This window comes from Pseudomonas sp. zjy_15 (assembly GCF_043101865.1).
Taxonomy (GTDB): domain Bacteria; phylum Pseudomonadota; class Gammaproteobacteria; order Pseudomonadales; family Pseudomonadaceae; genus Aquipseudomonas; species Aquipseudomonas putida_Y.
This window is the reverse complement of record NZ_JBICII010000055.1, coordinates 39,915-59,003: the sequence shown is the minus strand read 5'-3', so window position 1 is coordinate 59,003 and position 19,089 is coordinate 39,915. Positions and strand designations below refer to the sequence as shown.

General features: G+C 62.4%; 17 protein-coding genes and 1 pseudogene. 4 read left to right on the top strand and 14 right to left on the bottom strand.

Annotated features, from left to right (window positions below):
• Positions 1-7: 7 nt before the first annotated feature.
• The 4 genes and pseudogenes from soxR to ACF8EF_RS10530 all read right to left on the bottom strand — a co-directional run.
• Complete coding sequence (gene soxR / locus ACF8EF_RS10545) at positions 8-487, bottom strand: redox-sensitive transcriptional activator SoxR (RefSeq protein WP_176684452.1); 480 nt, start codon at positions 485-487, stop codon at positions 8-10.
• 131 nt (positions 488-618) lie between these two features.
• Positions 619-1,497 carry an RHS repeat-associated core domain-containing protein gene (locus ACF8EF_RS10540; protein WP_392460990.1) on the bottom strand — a complete coding sequence of 293 codons (879 nt, stop codon included), beginning with the start codon at positions 1,495-1,497 and terminating at the stop codon, positions 619-621.
• Positions 1,498-1,796: 299 nt separating this feature from the next.
• Entirely contained in the window at positions 1,797-2,297 is a 501-nt protein-coding gene (locus ACF8EF_RS10535) for a hypothetical protein (protein ID WP_392461025.1), read from the bottom strand.
• Positions 2,298-2,342: 45 nt separating this feature from the next.
• Positions 2,343-2,618: pseudogene (locus ACF8EF_RS10530) on the bottom strand (RHS repeat-associated core domain-containing protein); the annotation flags it as partial.
• Between the two features lie 253 nt (positions 2,619-2,871).
• On the opposite strand from ACF8EF_RS10530, the gene ACF8EF_RS10525 reads away from it, so the two are divergent.
• Complete coding sequence (locus tag ACF8EF_RS10525) at positions 2,872-3,969, top strand: efflux RND transporter periplasmic adaptor subunit (protein ID WP_392460989.1); 1,098 nt, start codon at positions 2,872-2,874, stop codon at positions 3,967-3,969.
• Positions 3,966-7,049: a MexW/MexI family multidrug efflux RND transporter permease subunit gene (locus ACF8EF_RS10520; RefSeq protein WP_392460988.1), complete on the top strand. Its 3,084-nt coding sequence runs from the start codon at positions 3,966-3,968 to the stop codon at positions 7,047-7,049. Before ACF8EF_RS10525 ends, ACF8EF_RS10520 begins: the two co-directional genes overlap by 4 nt.
• A 53-nt stretch (positions 7,050-7,102) precedes the next feature.
• Here ACF8EF_RS10520 and ACF8EF_RS10515 read toward each other — a convergent pair whose 3' ends face one another.
• From ACF8EF_RS10515 to ACF8EF_RS10480, 8 genes are all read right to left on the bottom strand, one after another.
• The gene (locus tag ACF8EF_RS10515; protein ID WP_176684447.1) at positions 7,103-7,840 is read right to left on the bottom strand and encodes a GntR family transcriptional regulator; all 738 of its coding nucleotides are present in this window, start codon (positions 7,838-7,840) and stop codon (positions 7,103-7,105) included.
• 81 nt (positions 7,841-7,921) lie between these two features.
• The gene (locus ACF8EF_RS10510; protein ID WP_176684446.1) at positions 7,922-9,436 is read right to left on the bottom strand and encodes a DHA2 family efflux MFS transporter permease subunit; all 1,515 of its coding nucleotides are present in this window, start codon (positions 9,434-9,436) and stop codon (positions 7,922-7,924) included.
• A complete protein-coding gene (locus ACF8EF_RS10505) occupies positions 9,426-10,571 on the bottom strand; it encodes an HlyD family secretion protein (protein WP_392460987.1) in 1,146 nt (381 codons plus the stop codon). Before ACF8EF_RS10505 ends, ACF8EF_RS10510 begins: the two co-directional genes overlap by 11 nt.
• Before the next feature lie 201 nt (positions 10,572-10,772).
• Complete coding sequence (locus ACF8EF_RS10500) at positions 10,773-12,191, bottom strand: efflux transporter outer membrane subunit (RefSeq protein WP_392460986.1); 1,419 nt, start codon at positions 12,189-12,191, stop codon at positions 10,773-10,775.
• Positions 12,192-12,294: 103 nt separating this feature from the next.
• Entirely contained in the window at positions 12,295-13,005 is a 711-nt protein-coding gene (locus ACF8EF_RS10495) for an AraC family transcriptional regulator (RefSeq protein ID WP_392460985.1), read from the bottom strand.
• 170 nt (positions 13,006-13,175) lie between these two features.
• Positions 13,176-13,562: a cupin domain-containing protein gene (locus ACF8EF_RS10490; RefSeq protein ID WP_392460984.1), complete on the bottom strand. Its 387-nt coding sequence runs from the start codon at positions 13,560-13,562 to the stop codon at positions 13,176-13,178.
• 108 nt (positions 13,563-13,670) lie between these two features.
• Positions 13,671-14,495: an AraC family transcriptional regulator gene (locus tag ACF8EF_RS10485; protein WP_392460983.1), complete on the bottom strand. Its 825-nt coding sequence runs from the start codon at positions 14,493-14,495 to the stop codon at positions 13,671-13,673.
• Positions 14,496-14,514: 19 nt separating this feature from the next.
• Positions 14,515-14,958: an acetyltransferase gene (locus ACF8EF_RS10480; protein WP_020191951.1), complete on the bottom strand. Its 444-nt coding sequence runs from the start codon at positions 14,956-14,958 to the stop codon at positions 14,515-14,517.
• A gap of 269 nt (positions 14,959-15,227) precedes the next feature.
• Between ACF8EF_RS10480 and ACF8EF_RS10475 the strand changes: the two genes are divergently transcribed.
• Positions 15,228-16,151, top strand: a complete 924-nt coding sequence (locus tag ACF8EF_RS10475) for a LysR family transcriptional regulator (RefSeq protein WP_209964571.1) — start codon at positions 15,228-15,230, stop codon at positions 16,149-16,151.
• On the opposite strand, the gene lysA is transcribed toward ACF8EF_RS10475, so the two are convergent.
• Entirely contained in the window at positions 16,141-17,379 is a 1,239-nt protein-coding gene (gene lysA / locus ACF8EF_RS10470; protein WP_392460982.1) for a diaminopimelate decarboxylase, read from the bottom strand. The genes ACF8EF_RS10475 and lysA overlap by 11 nt on opposite strands.
• Positions 17,380-17,503: 124 nt before the next feature.
• On the opposite strand from lysA, the gene ACF8EF_RS10465 reads away from it, so the two are divergent.
• Positions 17,504-18,409 (top strand): LysR family transcriptional regulator, encoded by a 906-nt coding sequence (locus tag ACF8EF_RS10465; protein WP_176684439.1) that lies wholly within the window; start codon positions 17,504-17,506, stop codon positions 18,407-18,409.
• A gap of 66 nt (positions 18,410-18,475) precedes the next feature.
• On the opposite strand, the gene ACF8EF_RS10460 is transcribed toward ACF8EF_RS10465, so the two are convergent.
• Complete coding sequence (locus ACF8EF_RS10460) at positions 18,476-18,829, bottom strand: hypothetical protein (protein WP_014591821.1); 354 nt, start codon at positions 18,827-18,829, stop codon at positions 18,476-18,478.
• Between the last annotated feature and the right edge of the window lie 260 nt (positions 18,830-19,089).

Sequence of the window (19,089 nt, the reverse complement as noted above, 5' to 3'; positions counted from 1 at the left end):
GTGACCGTTACGAACAGGGTAAGCCTGCAGCCTGGCGGGCCTTCTTCTCGAGGATCCGCGCCCCGGTCCCTTCCTTGGCCAGCACATCCTCGGGGTTGCGCAGCGGGCAGTCTTCAAGCGACAGGCAACCGCAGCCAATGCAGTTGTCCAGGCTGTCGCGCAGTGCCTCCAGTGTGCGAATGCGGGCATTCAGGTCTTCGCGCCAGGCCGTGGACATCTCGCTCCATTGTGCTGCCGTGAGCTTGCTGTTGGGGGCATAACGGCTGAAGGCCTGTTTGATTTCCTCAAGCGGAATTCCCGTGCGCTGGGCTACCTTGATGATCGCCAGGGTACGCAGCACCAGCGAGGGATAGCGGCGCTGGTTGCCTGCCGTGCGGACGCTGGCGATCAGCCCCTTGGTTTCGTAGAAGTGCAGGGCAGACACCGCCACGCCGCTGCGCTTGGCCACTTCACCCACTGTGAGCATCCGTGTGTTATCTGCTGCCATACGTGTTAGACCTAAAGTTAAATTGAGCTTTTATAAGCCTGCCCGGTCGGCGCCGCAACCTTTTTTCGGGGCATTGGGGTATTGCACGAAGGTATTCGCCTTTGCCCATTACCTTCCAGCCGTTGCGCACGCTACCCAAAGCCACGACGCACGGTTCTCACCTCATAGCCCAACCCTTCCAGGTAGGCTTTTACGAGCGCCATGCGCCAGGGCTCAGGCTGATAGTGGCCGGACCAGTCGTCGACAATAAACACCCCCTTCTCATAGGCGATATAACCCGCAGCGCTAACGTTATTGCTGGCGTTGAAATTCCACATTTCAGCGCCGCTGGCGTGAGTATTCAAGAGGGCGTCAGTAGAGGCACCGAAGACTACCAGGGTCGTTTCGTCTCCTTCATTTATGAGTGTGTATTTGTAAATGAGTGATGGGCTGATTTTTTTGGCGCTATTGTTGTCGTTGATAATATTGATGTCTACGATACCCTTGCTTATAAAGCTTTTGGCATCCTTGACTTCGGTTTGAAGGTGTTTGGCTTGGTTGTTAGAAAGTAGGTGTCCCGTATTGGAAGGTTTGAATCGTTTGCTATAAGTATTGCCTATCTTGATAGCGGTCTGAACTAATGTATTGATTGCGTTTTTTCCGCTAGGGTCTTGTGCGTTGACAGGGTCGTTCAGGCAGTAGGCATAGGCGTTGATGCCGCCTTTGAGGAAAGGGCTTTGGTTGTCTGGGCTGATGAATCGCATCAAGCGTGGGATGAATATTCGGTACCCGTTTCCGAGTGCGTAACCGTTCAGCGCAGAAATGTAAAATTCACCATTGAACCCCGCTGCTCCGGTCGGCTTCGCATTGGCGTTTCGAAACCCATAGGGTGTGTAGTTTACTGGCTGGCCTGTTGTTGGGTCCGTGGGTGTTCGTGCGGCGCCATGTTGGTCACGGGCCTGACTTTCCGAACGGGGTGCAATGGCCGGATCGTGTTTTTTACGGGGTGTCGAAATTTTATGCGTTGACATATCTCTGACTCCGTCAGATCTGGCACTTGGCATCAGTGATTACCCATTAGCCATTCGTGCTGTTTCGACGTCTTTTCGCTGCCAGGCCTGCAGGCTTCAAAGTAAGGTGAGCTCCTACAGTCCTGCCCGATCTTTCACTGCCAGGGATCAAGGCGGACATTCCGATGAAGTACCCAAGGCGCCGGCAAATTTTTTAGTGCGCGAGGGCGCAACCTACGCACAAGAGCAGGTTGGTGAGACTCAATCGTTCGCGGGATACGCTGCCTCCGATATTAGCTTTGTTGCCGAACACGAACACGTTAGAGACGTGCTGCATAGCCTTTAGAAGGCTTATTCTCCCTCAAGCTCGTTACTGCTATACCGAGCGACTCAAGATGGGCTTGCGCGGGTTTCAACTGCTCAACCGAAGGCATATAGTGTCCGGAAGAGCTGTCTAAAGTATAACCGTTGCCGTCTTTCATGATGCTTCCTGCACTGACAACGTCACTCTTGGTTCCGGTTATCCATTGACCAAGATGGGCGATACTTGGATGGCTGGGTTCATCTGCGCTGTAACTGCCTATGAAGAAATTTTTAGCGCGTGTAAAGATAAATTTATGTTTGAATTGAGAATCATTAAGTCTGGATAAGCTGGCGGGGTTTTCGACCAGGGTGATGTGGGTTGTTTGATTTTTTATTGATTGGATTGCGAGCTTTACGTCCTCACTCAACTCATCGGCATACCAGTTGCCAAGTGCTTTCCAGTGACTGGTGTTTTCTGTCCTCGATGAAAGATTTTTCTTAAATTTGACCGCTGCCAAGGCTACAGTGCCCGCCGTCTTGAATCGGGATTTTCCGCTAGGGTCTGTTGCATTGATTGGGTCGTTCAGGCAGTAGGCATAGCAATTTAGACCGCCACGATAAAAAGGGCTTAGTGTGTCTGCGCTTATGAATCGCATCAAACGGGGGCTATAGATTCGGTGTCCATTACCGAGGGCGTAGCATTCCCTTAGGATAGATAGAGGCTCGCCATTGTAGCCTAAGATTCCGATCGGCTGCTTTTCGGCGTTTCGATAGCCATAGGGCAAGTAGTTGTTTGGCACGCGTTTTGATATATGCCTGGAGTAAGTGTCTGTAGACATGGTCTTGAGGAACCCAAGCTGAAGGAGGTATGAGTGTGCCTCACAGGCCACAAGTTCGACACTGATAAAATTGTCAGGTGATTCCGGTTTAACGATGTCGTGATTGCCTCGCGCTACCACCTCAACGTCTATCAGCAGCCAGGGGGTGCCAGCAACATTCTGCTGCCATGCCTGTTGACCTCAAGTTAAGTTGAGCTCTTATAGTCCTGCCCGATCTTTCCTGCAACCGCTTTCCCTGTGATCGGAGCTGTGCATGAACAAACGGATGTTACTGGCCTGGGCTGGCGCTGTTGCCGGTGCGCTGGCCGCTGCCTATGCGCTGGTGGGAAACGGCTCGGCGCCACCCGCCGCGGCGGTGTGGCCGGCGACCAAGGTGGCGCTGGCCACGGTCGAGCAGGTGCAACTGGCGCGGCAGCGCTTTGCTTCGGGGGAGTTGGAGGCGGTCAACCAGGTGCAGGTGGCGGCCGAGATGGCAGGGCGTATTACCCGCATCGCCTTCGAGTCGGGGCAGACAGTAGCGGCCGGGCAGTTGCTGGTGCAGCTCAACGACGCACCCGAGCAGGCCCTGCGCGTGCAGTTGCAGGCCAGGTTGCGTAACGCTGACGTGGTGCTGCAGCGCAGCCGCAAACTGCGCGCGATGAATGCCGTGTCGCAAGAGCTGCTGGACAACGCCGCCACTGCCGTGGACGTGGCCCGCGGTGAGCTGCAGCATGTCGAGGCGCTGATCGCGCAGAAGGCCATTCGCGCACCGTTTGCCGGCAAGCTCGGCATCCGCCGTGTCCATCAGGGGCAGTACCTGGGCGCTGGCGAGACCATCGTCAGCCTGGCCGACATCAGCCAGTTGCATGTGAACTTCGCCTTGGGCGAGCAGGCCGCCCCCGAAGTGCACGCCGGGCAAGTGCTGGCACTGACGGTGGACGCGGTGCGTGGGCAAGACTTCCAGGCCCGGGTGGTGGCGGTCGACCCGGTGGTCAGCAAAGCGCGCCTTGTGCAGGTACAGGCGGCCTTGGCGAACCCGCAAGGGCAGTTGCAACCGGGTATGTACGCCGGCGTGCGGCTTGAAGCTGCGCAGCCGTCGACCGTGCTGGCCGTGCCGGAAACCGCGATCACCTACACCGCCTACGGGCAGACGGTATTTGTCGCGACCCAGGACCCGCAGCATGGCACCCGGGTTAACCGGGTGCAGGTAACCACCGGTGAGCGTTGGCAGGGGCGGGTGGAGATTACCTCCGGCCTGACACCCGGTGACCGGGTGGTGGTTTCCGGCCAACTGAAACTGAGTGATGGCATGCCGGTCGAGCCAGTGGCGCAGGACAGCCTGCAGGTCAGCCAGGGAGGGCGGCAGTCGTGAGGTTTACCGATGTTTTCGTGCGCCGCCCGGTGCTGGCGCTGGTGGTCAGCAGCCTGATCATCCTGATGGGGCTGTTTGCCATGGGCAAGTTGCCAATCCGCCAGTACCCGTTGCTGGAAAGCTCGACCATTACCATCAGCACCGAGTACCCCGGTGCCTCCGCCGAGTTGATGCAGGGTTTCGTGACGCAGCCGATCACCCAGGCGGTGTCGTCGGTCGAAGGCATCGATTACCTGTCCTCGTCGTCGCAGCAGGGGCGCAGCCTGATCACCTTGCGCATGGTGCTCAACCGCGATTCGACCCAGGCGCTGGCCGAAACCATGGCCAAGGTCAACCAGGTGCGCTATCGCCTGCCGGAAAAAGCCTACGACCCGGTGGTGGAGCTGTCGGCAGGCGACTCCACTGCCGTGGCCTATGTGGGGTTTGCCAGCGACAGCCTGTCGATACCGGAACTGAGCGATTACCTGTCGCGGGTGGTGGAACCGCAGTTCTCCGGTATCGACGGCGTGGCCAAGGTGCAGTCGTTCGGCGGGCAGCGCCTGGCCATGCGCCTGTGGCTGGACAGTGAGCAGATGGCCGGGCGTGGGGTGACGGCGGCGGACGTGGCGCAGGCGGTACGTGCCAACAACTACCAGGCAACGCCGGGCCAGGTGCGCGGGCAGTACGTGCTGGCCGATATCCAGGTGGACACCGACCTGACCCGGGTCGAAGACTTCCGCGAGCTGATCATCCGCAATGATGGCACCGACCTGGTGCGCCTGCGCGATATTGGCACTGTGGAGCTGAGTGCGGCGGCCACGCAGGCCAGCGCCACCATGGACGGCAAACCTGCCGTGCACCTGGGGCTGTTCCCCACGCCCAGCGGCAACCCTCTGGTGATCGTCGAGGGAATTCGCCAACTGCTGCCACAGATCCAGCAGACCTTGCCGCCTGGCGTGAAAGTGGCGCTGGCCTATGAAACCGCACGCTTCATCGATGCGTCGATCCATGAAGTGCTGCGCACCTTGGTGGAGGCGATGCTGATCGTGGTGTTGGTGATCTGGCTGTGCCTGGGTTCGCTGCGCAGCGTGCTGATCGCGGTGGTGGCCATTCCGCTGTCGATGCTGGGGGCCGCGGGCCTGATGTTGATGTTCGGTTTCAGCCTCAACCTGCTGACCTTGCTGGCGATGGTGCTGGCCATCGGCCTGGTGGTGGACGATGCGATTGTGGTGGTGGAAAACGTGCACCGGCATATCGAGGAGGGCAAATCGCCGGTCGCGGCAGCATTGGCCGGGGCGCGGGAAATTGCCGGGCCGGTGATCGCCATGACCCTGACCCTGGCGGCGGTGTATGCGCCCATTGGCTTGATGGGCGGACTGACCGGCACGCTGTTCCGTGAGTTTGCCTTGACCCTGGCGGGGGCGGTAATCGTGTCCGGCATTGTGGCGCTGACCTTGTCGCCGGTGATGAGCTCGCTGTTGCTGCAATCCGGTCAGCAGCATGGCGCAATGGCCACTCTCGCCGATCGGTTGTTTGGTGCGCTGAGCGGGGCCTATGGACGGGTACTGGCCTACACACTGGCACACCGTTGGATCGGTGGCGGCGTGGCGTTGCTGGTGTGCCTGAGCCTGCCCTGGCTGTACCTGCTGCCGCAGCGCGAGCTGGCGCCACCCGAGGACCAGGCGGCGGTGCTGACCGCCATCAAGTCGCCGCAGCATGCCAGCCTCGAATACGCAGAACGCTTCGCGCTGAAGCTCGACCAGATAATGAAGTCCATTGCCGAAACCACCGACACCTGGATCATCAACGGCACCGACGGCCCGGCCGCCAGTTTCGGTGGCATCAACCTCAGCGCCTGGCAGGCGCGCGAGCGTTCCGCCGCACAGGTGCAGGCGCAGTTGCAGCAGGCCGTTGCGGATATCGAGGGCAGCAGCATCTTCGCCTTCCAGGTCGCGTCGCTGCCGGGCTCCAGCGGTGGCCTGCCGGTGCAGATGGTGCTGCGCAGCGCCCAGGATTACCCCGAGCTGTTCCAGACCATGGAAGTGCTCAAGCAACGCGCCCGCGACAGTGGCCTGTTCGCCGTGGTGGACAGCGACCTCGACTACAACAACCCGGTGGTCAAGGTACGCGTGGACCGGGCCAAGGCGGCGAGCCTGGGCATCAGCATGCAGGCCATTGGTGAGTCGCTGGGCGTACTGGTGGGCGAGCAGTACCTCAACCGCTTCGCCCTGTTCGGGCGCTCTTATGACGTGATCCCGCAGAGTATCCAGGACCAACGCCTGACGCCTGCGGCGCTGAGCCGCCAGTATGTGCGCGCCGAGGATGGCAGCCTGGTGCCGCTGGCCACGTTGGTGCGCCTGGATATCGAAGTGGCACCCAACCGCCTGTTGCAGTTCGATCAGCAGAACGCCAGTACCCTGCAGGCGATCCCGGCCCCGGGTGTATCGATGGGCAACGCCGTGGCATTTCTGGAACAGCTCACCGCCGAGCTGCCACCGGGCTTCAGCCACGACTGGCAATCGGAATCGCGCCAGTATGTGCAGGAGGGCTTTGCCTTGATGTGGGCATTTCTCGCCGCCCTGGTAGTAATCTACCTGGTGCTGGCGGCGCAGTACGAAAGCCTGATCGACCCCCTGATCATTCTGGTGACCGTGCCGCTGTCGATCTGCGGTGCGCTGCTGCCGCTGGCGCTGGGCTGGGCCACGCTGAACATCTACACGCAGATTGGCCTGGTGACGCTGATCGGCCTGATCAGCAAGCATGGCATCCTGATGGTGGCGTTCGCCAACGAGATTCAGGTGCGGGACAACCTCGATCGTGCCGCCGCCATTGTTCGTGCGGCGCAAATACGCTTGCGGCCAGTGCTGATGACCACGGCGGCGATGACTTTTGGCGTGCTGCCACTGCTGTTCGCCAGCGGCGCCGGCGCCAACAGCCGTTTCGGGTTGGGGGTGGTGATTGTGTGCGGGATGCTGGTGGGGACCTTGTTCACCTTGTTCGTGCTACCGACGATCTACGCCTGGCTGGCACGCGATCACCGGGTGAGCACGGCGCGGGCGAGGCAGTTGGTCGAAGCTGAAAGGCAACTGGGGGCGCTTTAGGGGCAACGGCCTGTTCATTGGCTGAAAGTTGCACCATCCCTGTACGAGCGGGTTCAGGCGGGGGAGCGGTCGCGGCGCATCTGGGTGACCAAGGTAAAGCGGTCATCCGGGTGCACGGTCTCGGAAACCGCCATCAAATCACCATTTTCCTCGCGGTAGTGGCGGATGATCTTCAGCCCCGGCGAGCCCGCCTCGGCCTTCAGCACCCGGGCCATTTCCGCTGTCAGCAACACCGCGCGTACCTGCTGGTCGACCACTGCGATTGCCCGGCCATAGTGCTGCTCGATCAAGCCGGCAATCAGCTGGTCAGGGTGCTCGCGGGCCAGCTCGATGACCGCGGTGTAGTCGCGCTGTGCATACACGTCGGTCCAGCACAGCGGCGCGCAATCGTGCTGCCGGTCGACGCGGATGCTCGACACGCAGAAGTAATGCTCCCCCGGCACCAGCCCCAGCCTCGCCGCCTCGCTCAGGTCGGCGACAAAGTGGCGCACGCCCTGGATTTCCCGCTGCTGGGTGTCCGCCAGGTGCGCCAGCTCAGCCACACTGGCCAACGATTGCGAATAGCCGCCGCGTGGGCTGCTGGCCTCCACCCGGGTGCCCACGCGCTTGCGCCGCGACACCAGCCCTTGGGTGAGCAACTGGTCGATAGCGGCACGCACCGTGTGCCGGCTCACATTGTAAAGGTCGCACAGCTCGAACTCGGTCGGCAGCAGGCTGCCCACCGGGTAGCGGCCGCTGGCAATCGCTTGCATCAAGTCCTTTGCCACGGTGGAGTAGCGCGTTGGGTTCATACCTTTGCTCGGGCTCGCCAATTTCATCGGTTGACAGTGTAACAGCGGCCGAATGCCGAACGCTCCGGCCGCCCACAGAGGTCAATGCTGCTGCCTGGCCCGGAGCAGCAGCGCTGCCAGGGCACACCCGACCAATGCCAGGCACGCCAGGTAGAACGCATCACTGTAGGCCATCAGGTAAGCCTCTCGCCGAATGGTCGCCGCCAACGCTTCCAGCATTTGCTGCTGATGCGGCAGCCAGCTTTGCACCGTCTGGTTGATGCGCGCCTGCACGCTTGGCTCGAACAGCGTCACCTGCTCGTGAATGCGCTCACTGTGAAAGCGTTCACGGGTCGCCACCAGTTGCGTCAACCCGGCCGTGCCGATGGCGCCACCCAGGTTGCGCAACATCGAGAACACCGCCGAGGCTGAGCCGGCTTCACGCTTGTCCAGCCCGGCCACCGCCAGCACCGATAACGCAACCATGATGAAAGGCTGGCCAATACCACGCACCACCGTGGACGGGATGATCACGTTGTCGGCACTGTCGGCGCTCAGGCTGGCCCCCAGCCAGCAGCCCAGCGCCATGATCAAAAAGCCGCTGGCGACCATGAACTTGGCACTGGTCCAGCCCATCAGCCGGGGCATCAACGGCGCCAGCAGCAACTGCACCACGCCATAGGCGATCAGCGCTACGCCCACGTCGTGCGCGCTGAACCCCTGCAACTGCGAGAGGTAGTTGGGCACCAGGAACACCAGGCCGAACGTGGCAGCGCCAAAGATGAACATCGCCACGCTGGCAACGCCGAAGTTGTAGTGCCCCAGCAAGCGCAGATTGATGAACGCGCGCTGGCCGAACAGCTGGGTCACCACGAACACCACCAAGGCAATGGTGGCGACCACGCTCATGCCGACGATGAGCGGCGAGCCGAACCAGTCCAGCCGGCCGCCTTCTTCCAGCACGATCTGCAAGCCGCCCAGGCCGATCACCATGGCCGCGATACCCAGCCAATCACCTTTGCGTAACAGTTCGAGCTTCATCGGCTTGGCCTCGATCGACCAGGCGATGGCCAACAGCAGCGCAATGCCGGGGAAAAGTTGCAGATAGAAGATCCAGCGCCACGAATAGGCATCGGTCAGCCAGCCGCCAATCGACGGCCCGGCGGCCTGCGCCACGCTGTTGGCCAGGCTGAACAGCGCCATGCCCATGGCCATCTTGCTGGCCGGCAGTTCGGTGATGATCAGCTGGAACGACAGGGGAATCAGCACCGCGCCCGCAGCCCCCTGGATCACCCGGATTACGATCATCGCCTCCAGGTTGGGCGCCCATGAGCAGGCCACCGAGGCGATCAGAAAGATGAGCGAGCCGGTCCACATGACCCGGCGCAGCGAGAACACGTCCACCAACCAGGCCGTCAGCGGAATCATCACGATTTCCGCCACCAGGTAGGCGGTGGAGATCCATGAGCCTTCCTCGAAGCTGGCACCCAGCGAGCCGCGGATTTCTGGCAGTGCGGCGCTGGTGACATGCACGTTCATGCCCGCCATGAAGCAGCCGAACAGGCCGCCAAGCACCGCTACCCAGGCGCGCAGCGAGACCGTTTGCTCAGTGCGCATCGGCGACCTCTGCGGGGCGTGTGTCGACTGTACTGACCACTGACATGCCGGGCAGTACCTGCGGGCCGTCCAGCGGTTTGTCGAGCAAAATGCGCACCGGGAAACGCTGGACGATCTTGGTGAAGTTGCCGGTGGCGTTGTCCGACGGCAGCAAGGCGAAGACATTGCCCGAGGCTGGCGAAAAACTGGCCACATGGCCATGCAGTGGCTGGCTGGCGAAGCTGTCGACCCGTATTTCTACCGGTTGCCCGGGGCGCATGCGGGCCAGTTGGGTTTCCTTGTAGTTGGCCACCACATAGGCTTGCTGCAGGGGCACCACAGCCAACAGCGGCTGGCCCGGCACCACGTACTGGCCGGTGCGCACGCGGCGCTGGCCGACCACGCCAGTGATCGGCGCGCGGATCACGGTGTCCTGTTCGTCCTGCTCGGCGAGCTGCTGGTGGGCCTGGGCGCGTGCCAGGGCCGCTGCCCGTTGTTGCAGTTCGGCCTCGGCCTGGGCTGACCGGGCCTTGGCCATGGCCAGTTGTGAGCGTTGCTGGCGCAGCGCGGCCTGGGCACCTTGCAGCGCGGCTTGTGCCTGGCTGGCATGGGCACTGGCGGTTTCCAGGCGCTGCACGGTCGCTGCGTCGTCACGCACCAGGCCACGGTAGCGTTGGACATCCAGTTCACTGCGACGCTGTTCGGCGGTGGCGCTGCGCACGACGGCCTCGGCCTGCAGGATGGCTTGCTGTTGCTGGTCGATGCGCTCGGTCGCTACCTGTTGGCTGGCCTCGGCGGCGGCCAGTGCCGCCTGTGCCTCGGTCACACCAGCCCGGGCCTGGTCGAGGCGGGCGCGGTAGTCGCGGTTTTGCAGGCGCACCAGCACATCGCCGGCTTTCACCGGCTGGTCGTCAGCCACCTCGACCTCGGCTACGTAACCCGCCACGCGTGGGCTCAGGGCCACCCAGTCGGCGCGGACGTAGGCATCGTCGGTGGTTTCCAGATAGCGGCCGGTGCTGAACCAGTAGCTGGTGAAGGCCAGCAGGGTGATTGCGGCCAGGCTGCCGCTGGCGATGACTGCCAGGCGGCGACGGGTTTTAGCGCTCGGCCGCTGTTCAGTTTCGGCGGGTGAGGGTTTGTCTACGGCAACATTCATGGTTGGTTTCCAATCTCGAATTGGGCCTGCTGGCTGTCGGTTGTGGGAGCCACTGTCTTGCTCAATTTCTAAAAGCTGGCGCGATTGGGAGCGGGCTTGCCCGCGAACACGGGCGAAGCCCGTGCCATCCACCGCGGTGTATTCTTCGCGGGTAAACCCGCTCCTACAGTGGGCGGTGCTCGCTGCTGGTCTTGCTTCTCGCTACCACCGCCCGCCCAGCGCGCGGAACAGGTTTACCTGCGCTTGCGCCAGGCGCCCTCGGGCTTCTGTGTGGTTGGCCCGCAGGCTGATCATTTCGCGCTCGCTGTCGAGCAGGGCCAGCCCGTCCACGGTGCCGGCACGGTAGTTACCCTGGGCCAGGGCAAAGCTGTGCTGGCTGTGCGCCAGGGCTGCGTCCAGCGCCTGCAACCGTTGTCGCTCGCCGTCGTAGCGGGCCAGTGCCTGGCGCACGTCTTTCAGCGCGCTCAGCGCTACGCCGCGGTAACGGGCGACCTGCGCCCGCTGCAATGCCTCGGCCTTGCTCACCCGTGCGCGGTTGGCTTTCAGGTTGGGAAACTCCCAGCGGATCAGCGGGCCAATGCCGAACATCACCGCGCGGCTGTCGCCGAGGTTGGCAAGGTGATGGTCCGAAGACGTCAACGAAGCGCCGAAGCTGACCTTTGGGTAAAGGTCGGCCCGCACGATGTCGGTCTCCAGGGTGGCCGCCTGCAGTTCCCGTTCGGCCTGGCGCACATCTGGCCGGCGTTCGAGCAAATGCCAGCCATCGCCAGCCGGCAGCGGCACCGACAGCGTGGGGATGGCTACGCAGGTCGTGGCCTCGGCCACCGAGGCCTGGCCACTGAGCATGCTCAGTTCGTAAAGTGCCATCTGCCGCCGGGCTGAGAGCATCGGCAGTTGCGCACGCACCTGTTCCCGCAAGCCCAGCAGGCGCTCGCTGTCGAGGGCAGTGGCCACACCGGCCTGGCGCTGGCGCTGGCTGAGTTGCACGCTGTGGTCGAGGGTTTGCAAGGCCTGCTTCGCTGCCTCCAGGCGCGCCGCGTAGGTGCACTGGTCGATGTAGGCGCGGGTGGTCTGGGCGACCACCTGCAGGCGTACCAGGTCTAGCGCCGCAGCGCTGGCTTCGGCTTGCACCCTGGCACGTTGGATGGCGGCGCGTACCTGGCCCCAGATATCCACCTGATAGGCCAGTTCGATGCCCGGGTTGAATTGCCATTGCGACGGCGCGTTGCTGTCGGTCGCCTCGGCCAGCGTCTGGTCATCGGCGCGCCTGCCATAGGTAGCGGCAATGCCCATCTCGGTAGACGGCCAGCGCCTGGCGTCGAACTCGCCGATGCCGGCCAGCATGGCCTGCACGTTGGCCTCGGCCTGTGCCAGGCCTTGGTTGTGCGCCAGGGCTTGCTGTACCCAGCGATTGAGTTGAGGGTCTTGATACAGTGCCCACCAGCGTTCGGGCAGGGGCTGTTTGCTGACGCCGGCCGGCATGTTCGCCAGCGGGTCTGCCTGCAGCGCTACAGCGGGTTCGGCAGGTGTGGGTTGGTGGCCGCACGCCGCGAGTGCAGCAAGCATGCCGAGGGCTGTGGCAAGCCGGGCAGGGCCGGGAAATGAGTGCAGTAAGGGCATCACGATTGTCGCTCAAAGGTTGTGATGCGAGGTTAACGAGGGTTGCATGGGCGTCGCTGTCGCAAGCGGGACAACCCTGCGCGCAAGCGGGACAACCTGAGGCTCAGTACTCGCGCGCGGTACCGTTTTGCCAATCACTCGGCGCATAGCCGAGGATGCGCTTGAACATGGCAGTAAAGGCGCTGGCGCTCTGGTAGCCGTGCTCCAGCGCAACGTTCAGGATCGGCTTGCCATCGGCCAGGCACTGCTGGCTGAGCATCACCCGGGCACGGGCGCGCCATTGGCCATACGACATGCCCACCTCGCGCTGGAAAAGCCGGGCCACGCTGCGGGCACTCATGCTCAGTTGCGCGCCGCATTGCTCCAGGGTCAGGTCCTGGGCCGGGTCCTGCAGGAAGCGCTCGCACCAGGCACGCAACCGTGCGTGCTGCGGCGTCGGGACGAAGGCATCGATGCGCCGGGCGGCGGCGAGTTCATGCAGGATCAGCGCCCGAGCATGCACGCCGTCGCGCAGGTTCAGCATTCGTGACGCAGTCAGGATCAGTTCGCGCAGCAGGCCGGACACGACGATGACCTGGCAGCGTTCGATGTGGGCATCGAACAGCAAGGTCCGCATGCTGACCACGCCCTCCATGCGGATGGCATGGCTGACCCCGGCAGGCATCCACAAGGCATGTCCGCCGGGGATCACCCAACTGCCGCCCTCGCTGCTGACCCGCATCACGCCACTGGCGGCGTAGATCAGCTGGTCTTCGGCGTGGCAGTGGCTGGCCACTTCGTCGCCGTGTCCGTAATCCATTCCCAGTGCTTGCATGCAGGCCACCCTCGTCATTGGATCCAATTATATCGAGGCGAACCGGTGCCGGATTGCGAAGTGTGGCCTGCGAGCGATTTGTCGTGATTTTTAATGGTTTTGTTATGATGTTTTTTGGTTAGTAATTGCGATAAACATAGAAAATACAGAATTTTAGATGGTGTTTTTTATCAAATCCAGACATCACTCTCTGCTGTGCGGCCGCCCCCTTCATGACCGGTATTCAGAATGCCCCGCGGTTCGATCATCATCAGTTTCGCTTCGCCTTGCGCAGCGGTCCGGTGCTCGACGCCGCGGGGCACAACATAGAGTTCCCCGGGGTTCACATGCACGCAGCCATCCGGCAGGTCGATACGCAGGGTGCCTTCCAGCACCAGGAATGCTTCGTCGGTCTCCGGGTGCGCGTGCCAGATGAATTCGCCTTCGATGCGCACGACCTTCAACTGGTAATCGTTCATCTCGGCAACGACCCTGGGGCTCCATTGCTGTTCGATAAGCGCTGCCTTGTGGACCAGGTTCACTGGCAGGGAGGGATGTGGGTGACGGGATTCAGGCATGACAGTTCCTCGGAAAGTGGAGTGTTCAGCCTATCGCTCCGGGCGAGTCCGGTTCTTGTACGATCCTGCAAGCCTGTTCTCACGGGGTGCGCGGGCGCCTGCGGTAACTCAGCGTGACGCTCGCAAACGCTCCAGCCAGCGTAACGGCGGTACGCCATAGCAGCGGGTGAAGTGCCGGGTCATGTGGCTCTGGTCATGAAAGCCTGCGGCAATGGCGGCGTCGACCAAGGTGAAGCCGTCCAGGATCATTCGGCGCAAGCAGTCGAGGCGGCGCAGGGTGACAAAGCGATAGGGGCTGGTGCCGTACAGCGTGCGAAAGTCCCGCGACAGGCTCCAGCGTTCGCGGCCACTGGCCTGTTCCAGCATGTCCAGTGTTATGCCCACATGCAGGTGTTCCATGATGAAGGCTCGGGCGCGTTCGGCTGCCTGGTAATCCAGGCGCTTGCGCCCGCGCGGCTTGCCGCCGACGGCCCGCAAGGCGATCGCCAGGTCATACAGGGCGTCCTGTTCTTCCAATGGTTCCAGCGCGTGGTCCACTGCCTGTACGAACGCTTCGCTGGCGTGGTACAGACGCGGGTCGCTGGACAGCCCGCCAGCGATGAAGGGCAAAGGCTGACCACCCAGCACGTTCTGGATCAGTGCCGGGTCGACGTAGGCCATGCGGTAGCGAAAGCCTGCGTCGGTGCCTGCCATGCCGTCATGCTGTTCGTCCGGGTGCAGCACCAGCGTGTTGCCCGGTATGCCGTGGCGCAGCGAACCCTTGTAGTGGAAGCTTTGCACGCCGGCCAGCGTACGGCCGATCGAATAGGTATCGTGGCGATGCGGGTCGTAGCCGTGGCTACCGAACCAGGCTTCGATACGCTCGATACCGCCCGGTTGGGCACTACGGATGACCCAGTCGGACGGCGGTAGGGGCTTCGCTTTGCGGGCCATCGCGGTCAGTGCCTCCTGCTCACGCCCGGGTGGGCAGGCTCATGTGCAGCAAGGGGAACGGGCGACCTTCGCCATCCAGTGGTGAACGGCCAGTCTGGACGAAGCCATAGTGCTGGTAGAACGCTGTTGCCTGTGGGTTCTGCTCGTTGACATCGACACTCATCGCACTGCGTGACTGGCGGCCGAAATCCAGCAATGCACGGCCAATGCCCTGGCGGTGGCGCGCTGGGTCGACGAAGAGCATTTCCACATGGTTTTCATTGAAGCCAATAAAGCCCAGTGGCTGGTCATCGGTGTCTACCGCAACCCACAGCTCGACGGCCGGGAAGTACACGTCGCGCAGCTGTGGCAATAGTGCGTCGATGTCGGAGGGTTGCAGAAAGTGGTGCGTCGCGCGAACCGCGCGCAGCCAGATGTCGAGCAGCTGCGGGTAGTCTGCAGCGATGCCTTGGCGAATGATCATGTTGTCATCCTGAGTGCATTGATGGCGGATGGGCGCGCCAGTGAGCGGCGGCCATGCAAGTGTCGGCATCATGAATGACCGCTTCGCGAGTCAACGCCTGGGCGGTGCACGGCAGGGGAGGCCGGAAGGGAAGAAAGCGGAAGATTACCCCGGTCGCTCAGTAGAGGGCAATGGCGATTGGGTAGGGTGCAGTGCAGGTTTCGACTCGGCTAGGATGCATGTCGATGCTGGAATTGAACCCGAACAACAAGAACGGCCCGGGAGCACCCATGAACCGCAACGAACTGCGCAAAGCCGATATCAACCTGATGGTGGTGTTCGAAGCGCTGATGCAGGAACGCAACCTCACCCGTGCCGCGGAGAAGCTGTTCGTCGCCCAACCCACGGTCAGCGCCGCGCTGGCCAGGTTGCGTGCGATGTTCAACGACCCGTTGCTGGTTCGAGTGGGCAACCGCATGGAGCCCTCGGCCAGGGCCGAAGAGGTGATCAAGTACCTCACGCCAGCCTTGGATGCGATGTCCGTCGCCCTCAGCATGACCCATGATTTCGACCCGCTGACCAGCAAGATGACCTTCCGCATCGGCTTGTCCGATGATGTCGAGTCGGGCCTGTTGCCGCCGCTGTTGCGGGCGCTGCGGGTGGAGGCGCCAAACGTGGTGGTGGTCGTGCAGCATGTGGACTACTGGCGCATTCCGGACCTGCTGGCGGCGGGCGACGTGACGGTGGGTATCAGCCAGACCAAGGGCCTGCCCGCCAATGCCAAACGCAAGGTGCTACGCACCCTGCAAGCCAGGGTAGTGCGGGCCGACAAATCCACCACGCCGCTTTCGCTGGATGAGTTTTGTCAACGCCCGCATGTTCAGGTTTCGCCGACCGCCAACACCCAGGGTGTGGTCGACGACTGGTTGAAAGACATCGGCCGTGAACGCAAGGTGGTGTTGTCGGTGCCGCAGTTCAGTTCGCTGCCGGCGATTCTGGCCGGTACCGACCTGCTGGCCTGCTGCCCGGACTATGCCGCACAAGGCATGGAGCGTTGGGGCAACCTGCAGGCCGAGACGCTGCCGTTCGAGACTGCTGCACTGGAGCTGGCCATGGTCTGGTTGAGCACCACCGACAGCGACCCGGCCGAGCGTTGGCTGCGTAGTCGCCTGGAGCACTATATGGGCGGACTACGGGAAGCGGTCATGGGATGATGTCGGTCTCCAGGCTCAGCAGATCCTGCACCGTCTGCCGCCGGCGGATCATCCGCAACTCCCCGCCCTCGATCAGAAACTCCGGCAGCAGCGGCCGGCTGTTGTAGTTCGACGACATCGACGCGCCATAGGCGCCGGCATCGTGGATCACCAGCAGGTCGCCTACCTGTGCCTGAGGCAGGTCCTGCGGGGTCAGTTCCTGGTCATTCTGAGTGAACACGTCACCCGATTCACACAACGGCCCGGCCACCACGGTCGGCTGCCGTGGGCGGTCCACCGGCTGACCGTTGGCATCGAGCAGGGTCATGCCGTGGTAGGCGCCGTACATCGCCGGGCGCATCAGGTCGTTGAAGCCGGCGTCGATCATGACGAAGGTATTGCGGCCCACTTGCTTGACAGCGCGCACTTCGGCCACCAGGTAGCCCGACTCGGCCACCAGGAAGCGCCCTGGCTCGATTTCCATGCGCACGGGGTGGCCGAGCAGCGCTTCGATTTCCTTGCGCGCTATCGCCCAGGTCTGCGCATAGCGCTGCAGGTCGACCGGTTTGTCGGTGCTGCGGTAAGGGGTAGAAAGCCCACCGCCGATGGAGAACGCCTCGATGTCCACGCCCAGGCGGCCGATCAGCTCGATCATCGAGCGGGCCACCTGTTCCAGGTGCTGGTAATCCACCCCGGAGCCAATGTGCATGTGCACGCCCACCAGGTGCAGGCCATGGGTCTTGATGCACGCCAGCGCCTCGTCCAGTTCTTCGTGCCAGATGCCATGCTTGCTGTTTTCGCCGCCGGTATTGGTCTTGCGGCTGTGGCCATGGCCGAAGCCTGGGTTGATGCGGATCCACACGCGGTGGCCGGGCGAGCGTTCACCCAGTTGGCGCAGCATGTCGATTGAGCCGGCGTTGACTTCGATCTTCGAGGCCACCACCCGCTCCAGGGTGGGGCGGTCCAGTGCGTCACAGGTCAGCACCACGCCGGCAGGGTCACCGTCAACGCTCGCGCCGGCGGCGAAGGCCCGCTCCATCTCACCCAGCGACACTGCATCCAGCACCAGGCCATGGGCGCGCATCAGGCGCAGCACATGCACGTTCGGGTTGGCTTTCTGGGCGAAACGTACGGTGTCGAATACGTTCAACTGCTCGACGCGATCGGCGATGGTGCGGGTGTCGTATGCCCATAGCGGCGAGCCGTGCTGGCGAACAGCCTCGGCCAGGAGGGTGAAGGGTGCGGTCATGGTGGCGTCACTCGTATAAGGAAGGCCACGAGGATGAGCCAAAGGGTGAATTCAGAAAAATAGCTATTCTTCTGCCAGCCATTCATATCTGATATACCTATTGTCAACGCTTCGGGTATTTGCCGTGAAACTGTCCGTCCGCCACATCGAAGTGTTCCGCGCCATCATGGCCGCTGGCAGTGTCACGGGTGCCGCGCGCCTGCTGTTCACCTCGCAGCCCACCGTCAGCCGCGAGTTGGCCCGGTTGGAGCAAGTGACCGGCCTGAATCTGTTCGAACGCGAGGGAGGGCGCCTGGTGGCCACCGCCCAGGCGTTGCTGCTGATCGAGGAGGTCGAGCGCGCCTACGTCGGGCTGGAGCGGATCGATCGCTTTGCCCAGGCCATCCGCAACTTCGAGCAGGGCCGGCTGGCCATCACCTGCCTGCCGCTGTTCTCGCAAACCTTGTTGCCCAAGGCTTGCCAGCGCTTTCACCAGCAGCACAGGGGCGTGAGCGTGAGCATTCTGGCGCAGGAGTCGCCTTTGCTGGAGGAGTCACTGGTTGCCCAGCAGCATGACCTTGGCCTGACTGAAGTCGAACAGATACCGCGTGGCGCGTATGGAGAATTGCTGTTCAGTGCCAACATGGTGTGCGTGTTGCCCGAGCATCACCCGCTGCAGGTGAAGGCTGAACTGGAGCTGAGTGATTTCCATGAGGTCGATTTCATCAACCTGGCCAGCCTGGATACCTACCGGCAGCGTCTTGATCAGCACTTTCGTGCGGCCGGGGTCAACCGCCGCACGGTTATCGAGACCACCAGTGCCGCGTCGGTGTGCGCCATGGTCAGGCAAGGCCTTGGGGTGGCGATCATCAACCCGCTGAGCGGGCTGGAGGCGGCGCAAGGCGGGTTGCCGATCCGCCGGTTACGGGTATCGGTGCCCTATCAGGTGATGCTGATACGCCCGGACCATCGGCCGGCATCGGCAGCGGTGGAGCCGTTTTGCGAGGCGTTGCGGGTGCAGGCGCAAGAAATGCAGGCAGCATTGGGCTAGGGCTTTCCGGGGCACTCAGATTCCATGCCACCCACCGCTGTACCTGCTTCGCGGGTAAACCCGCTCCTACAGCTCGCAGACCAAGGTTCCAGTACCGGCCAGGATGTTTTCAAGGGTTTCTTTCACTTCATCCATGTCACTCAACTCGCTGGTCAGGTTGATCTCCAGCACTTCATCCCCCTTCAGCGCGTCCCGGTCACCGGCCGCCACTTCAATCAGCAGGCGCTTGGCGCTCAGGGTCACTTTAAGGCCATCCAGCGTCGACGGCTCATCATCCAGGGTCAGGTCGACGGTGTCCTCGTCCGGGTAGCGGGTAAGCAGGAACATCTGACCTTTGTCGCTGTGGCAACACAGGGTCGCCATGTTGTCTTCCTCGTCATCGCAAGGGGTGGCGAACAGCAGGGCGGTGTTGATTTGCATGAGCAGGCTCGAATCAAAGGAAACGGAAGGGGATTCTGACAGTCTTGCGTACAGGCATAAACGTAAAGTTACCCCCCCTTGACCGAAATTGTCGCAGCGCTGCAAGCGTAGATGACCGATCAGTCGTTAAGCTTCGGCGAGCCCTGGGCGTGCCTGCGCACGTTCAACGTCTGGTTTTTTACCGTCCGCCATGCCACGGGTTGGCTATCGTTGATCCGTACACGGCGCACGCAGCGACGCTTCAATTATTACAAAGCCCA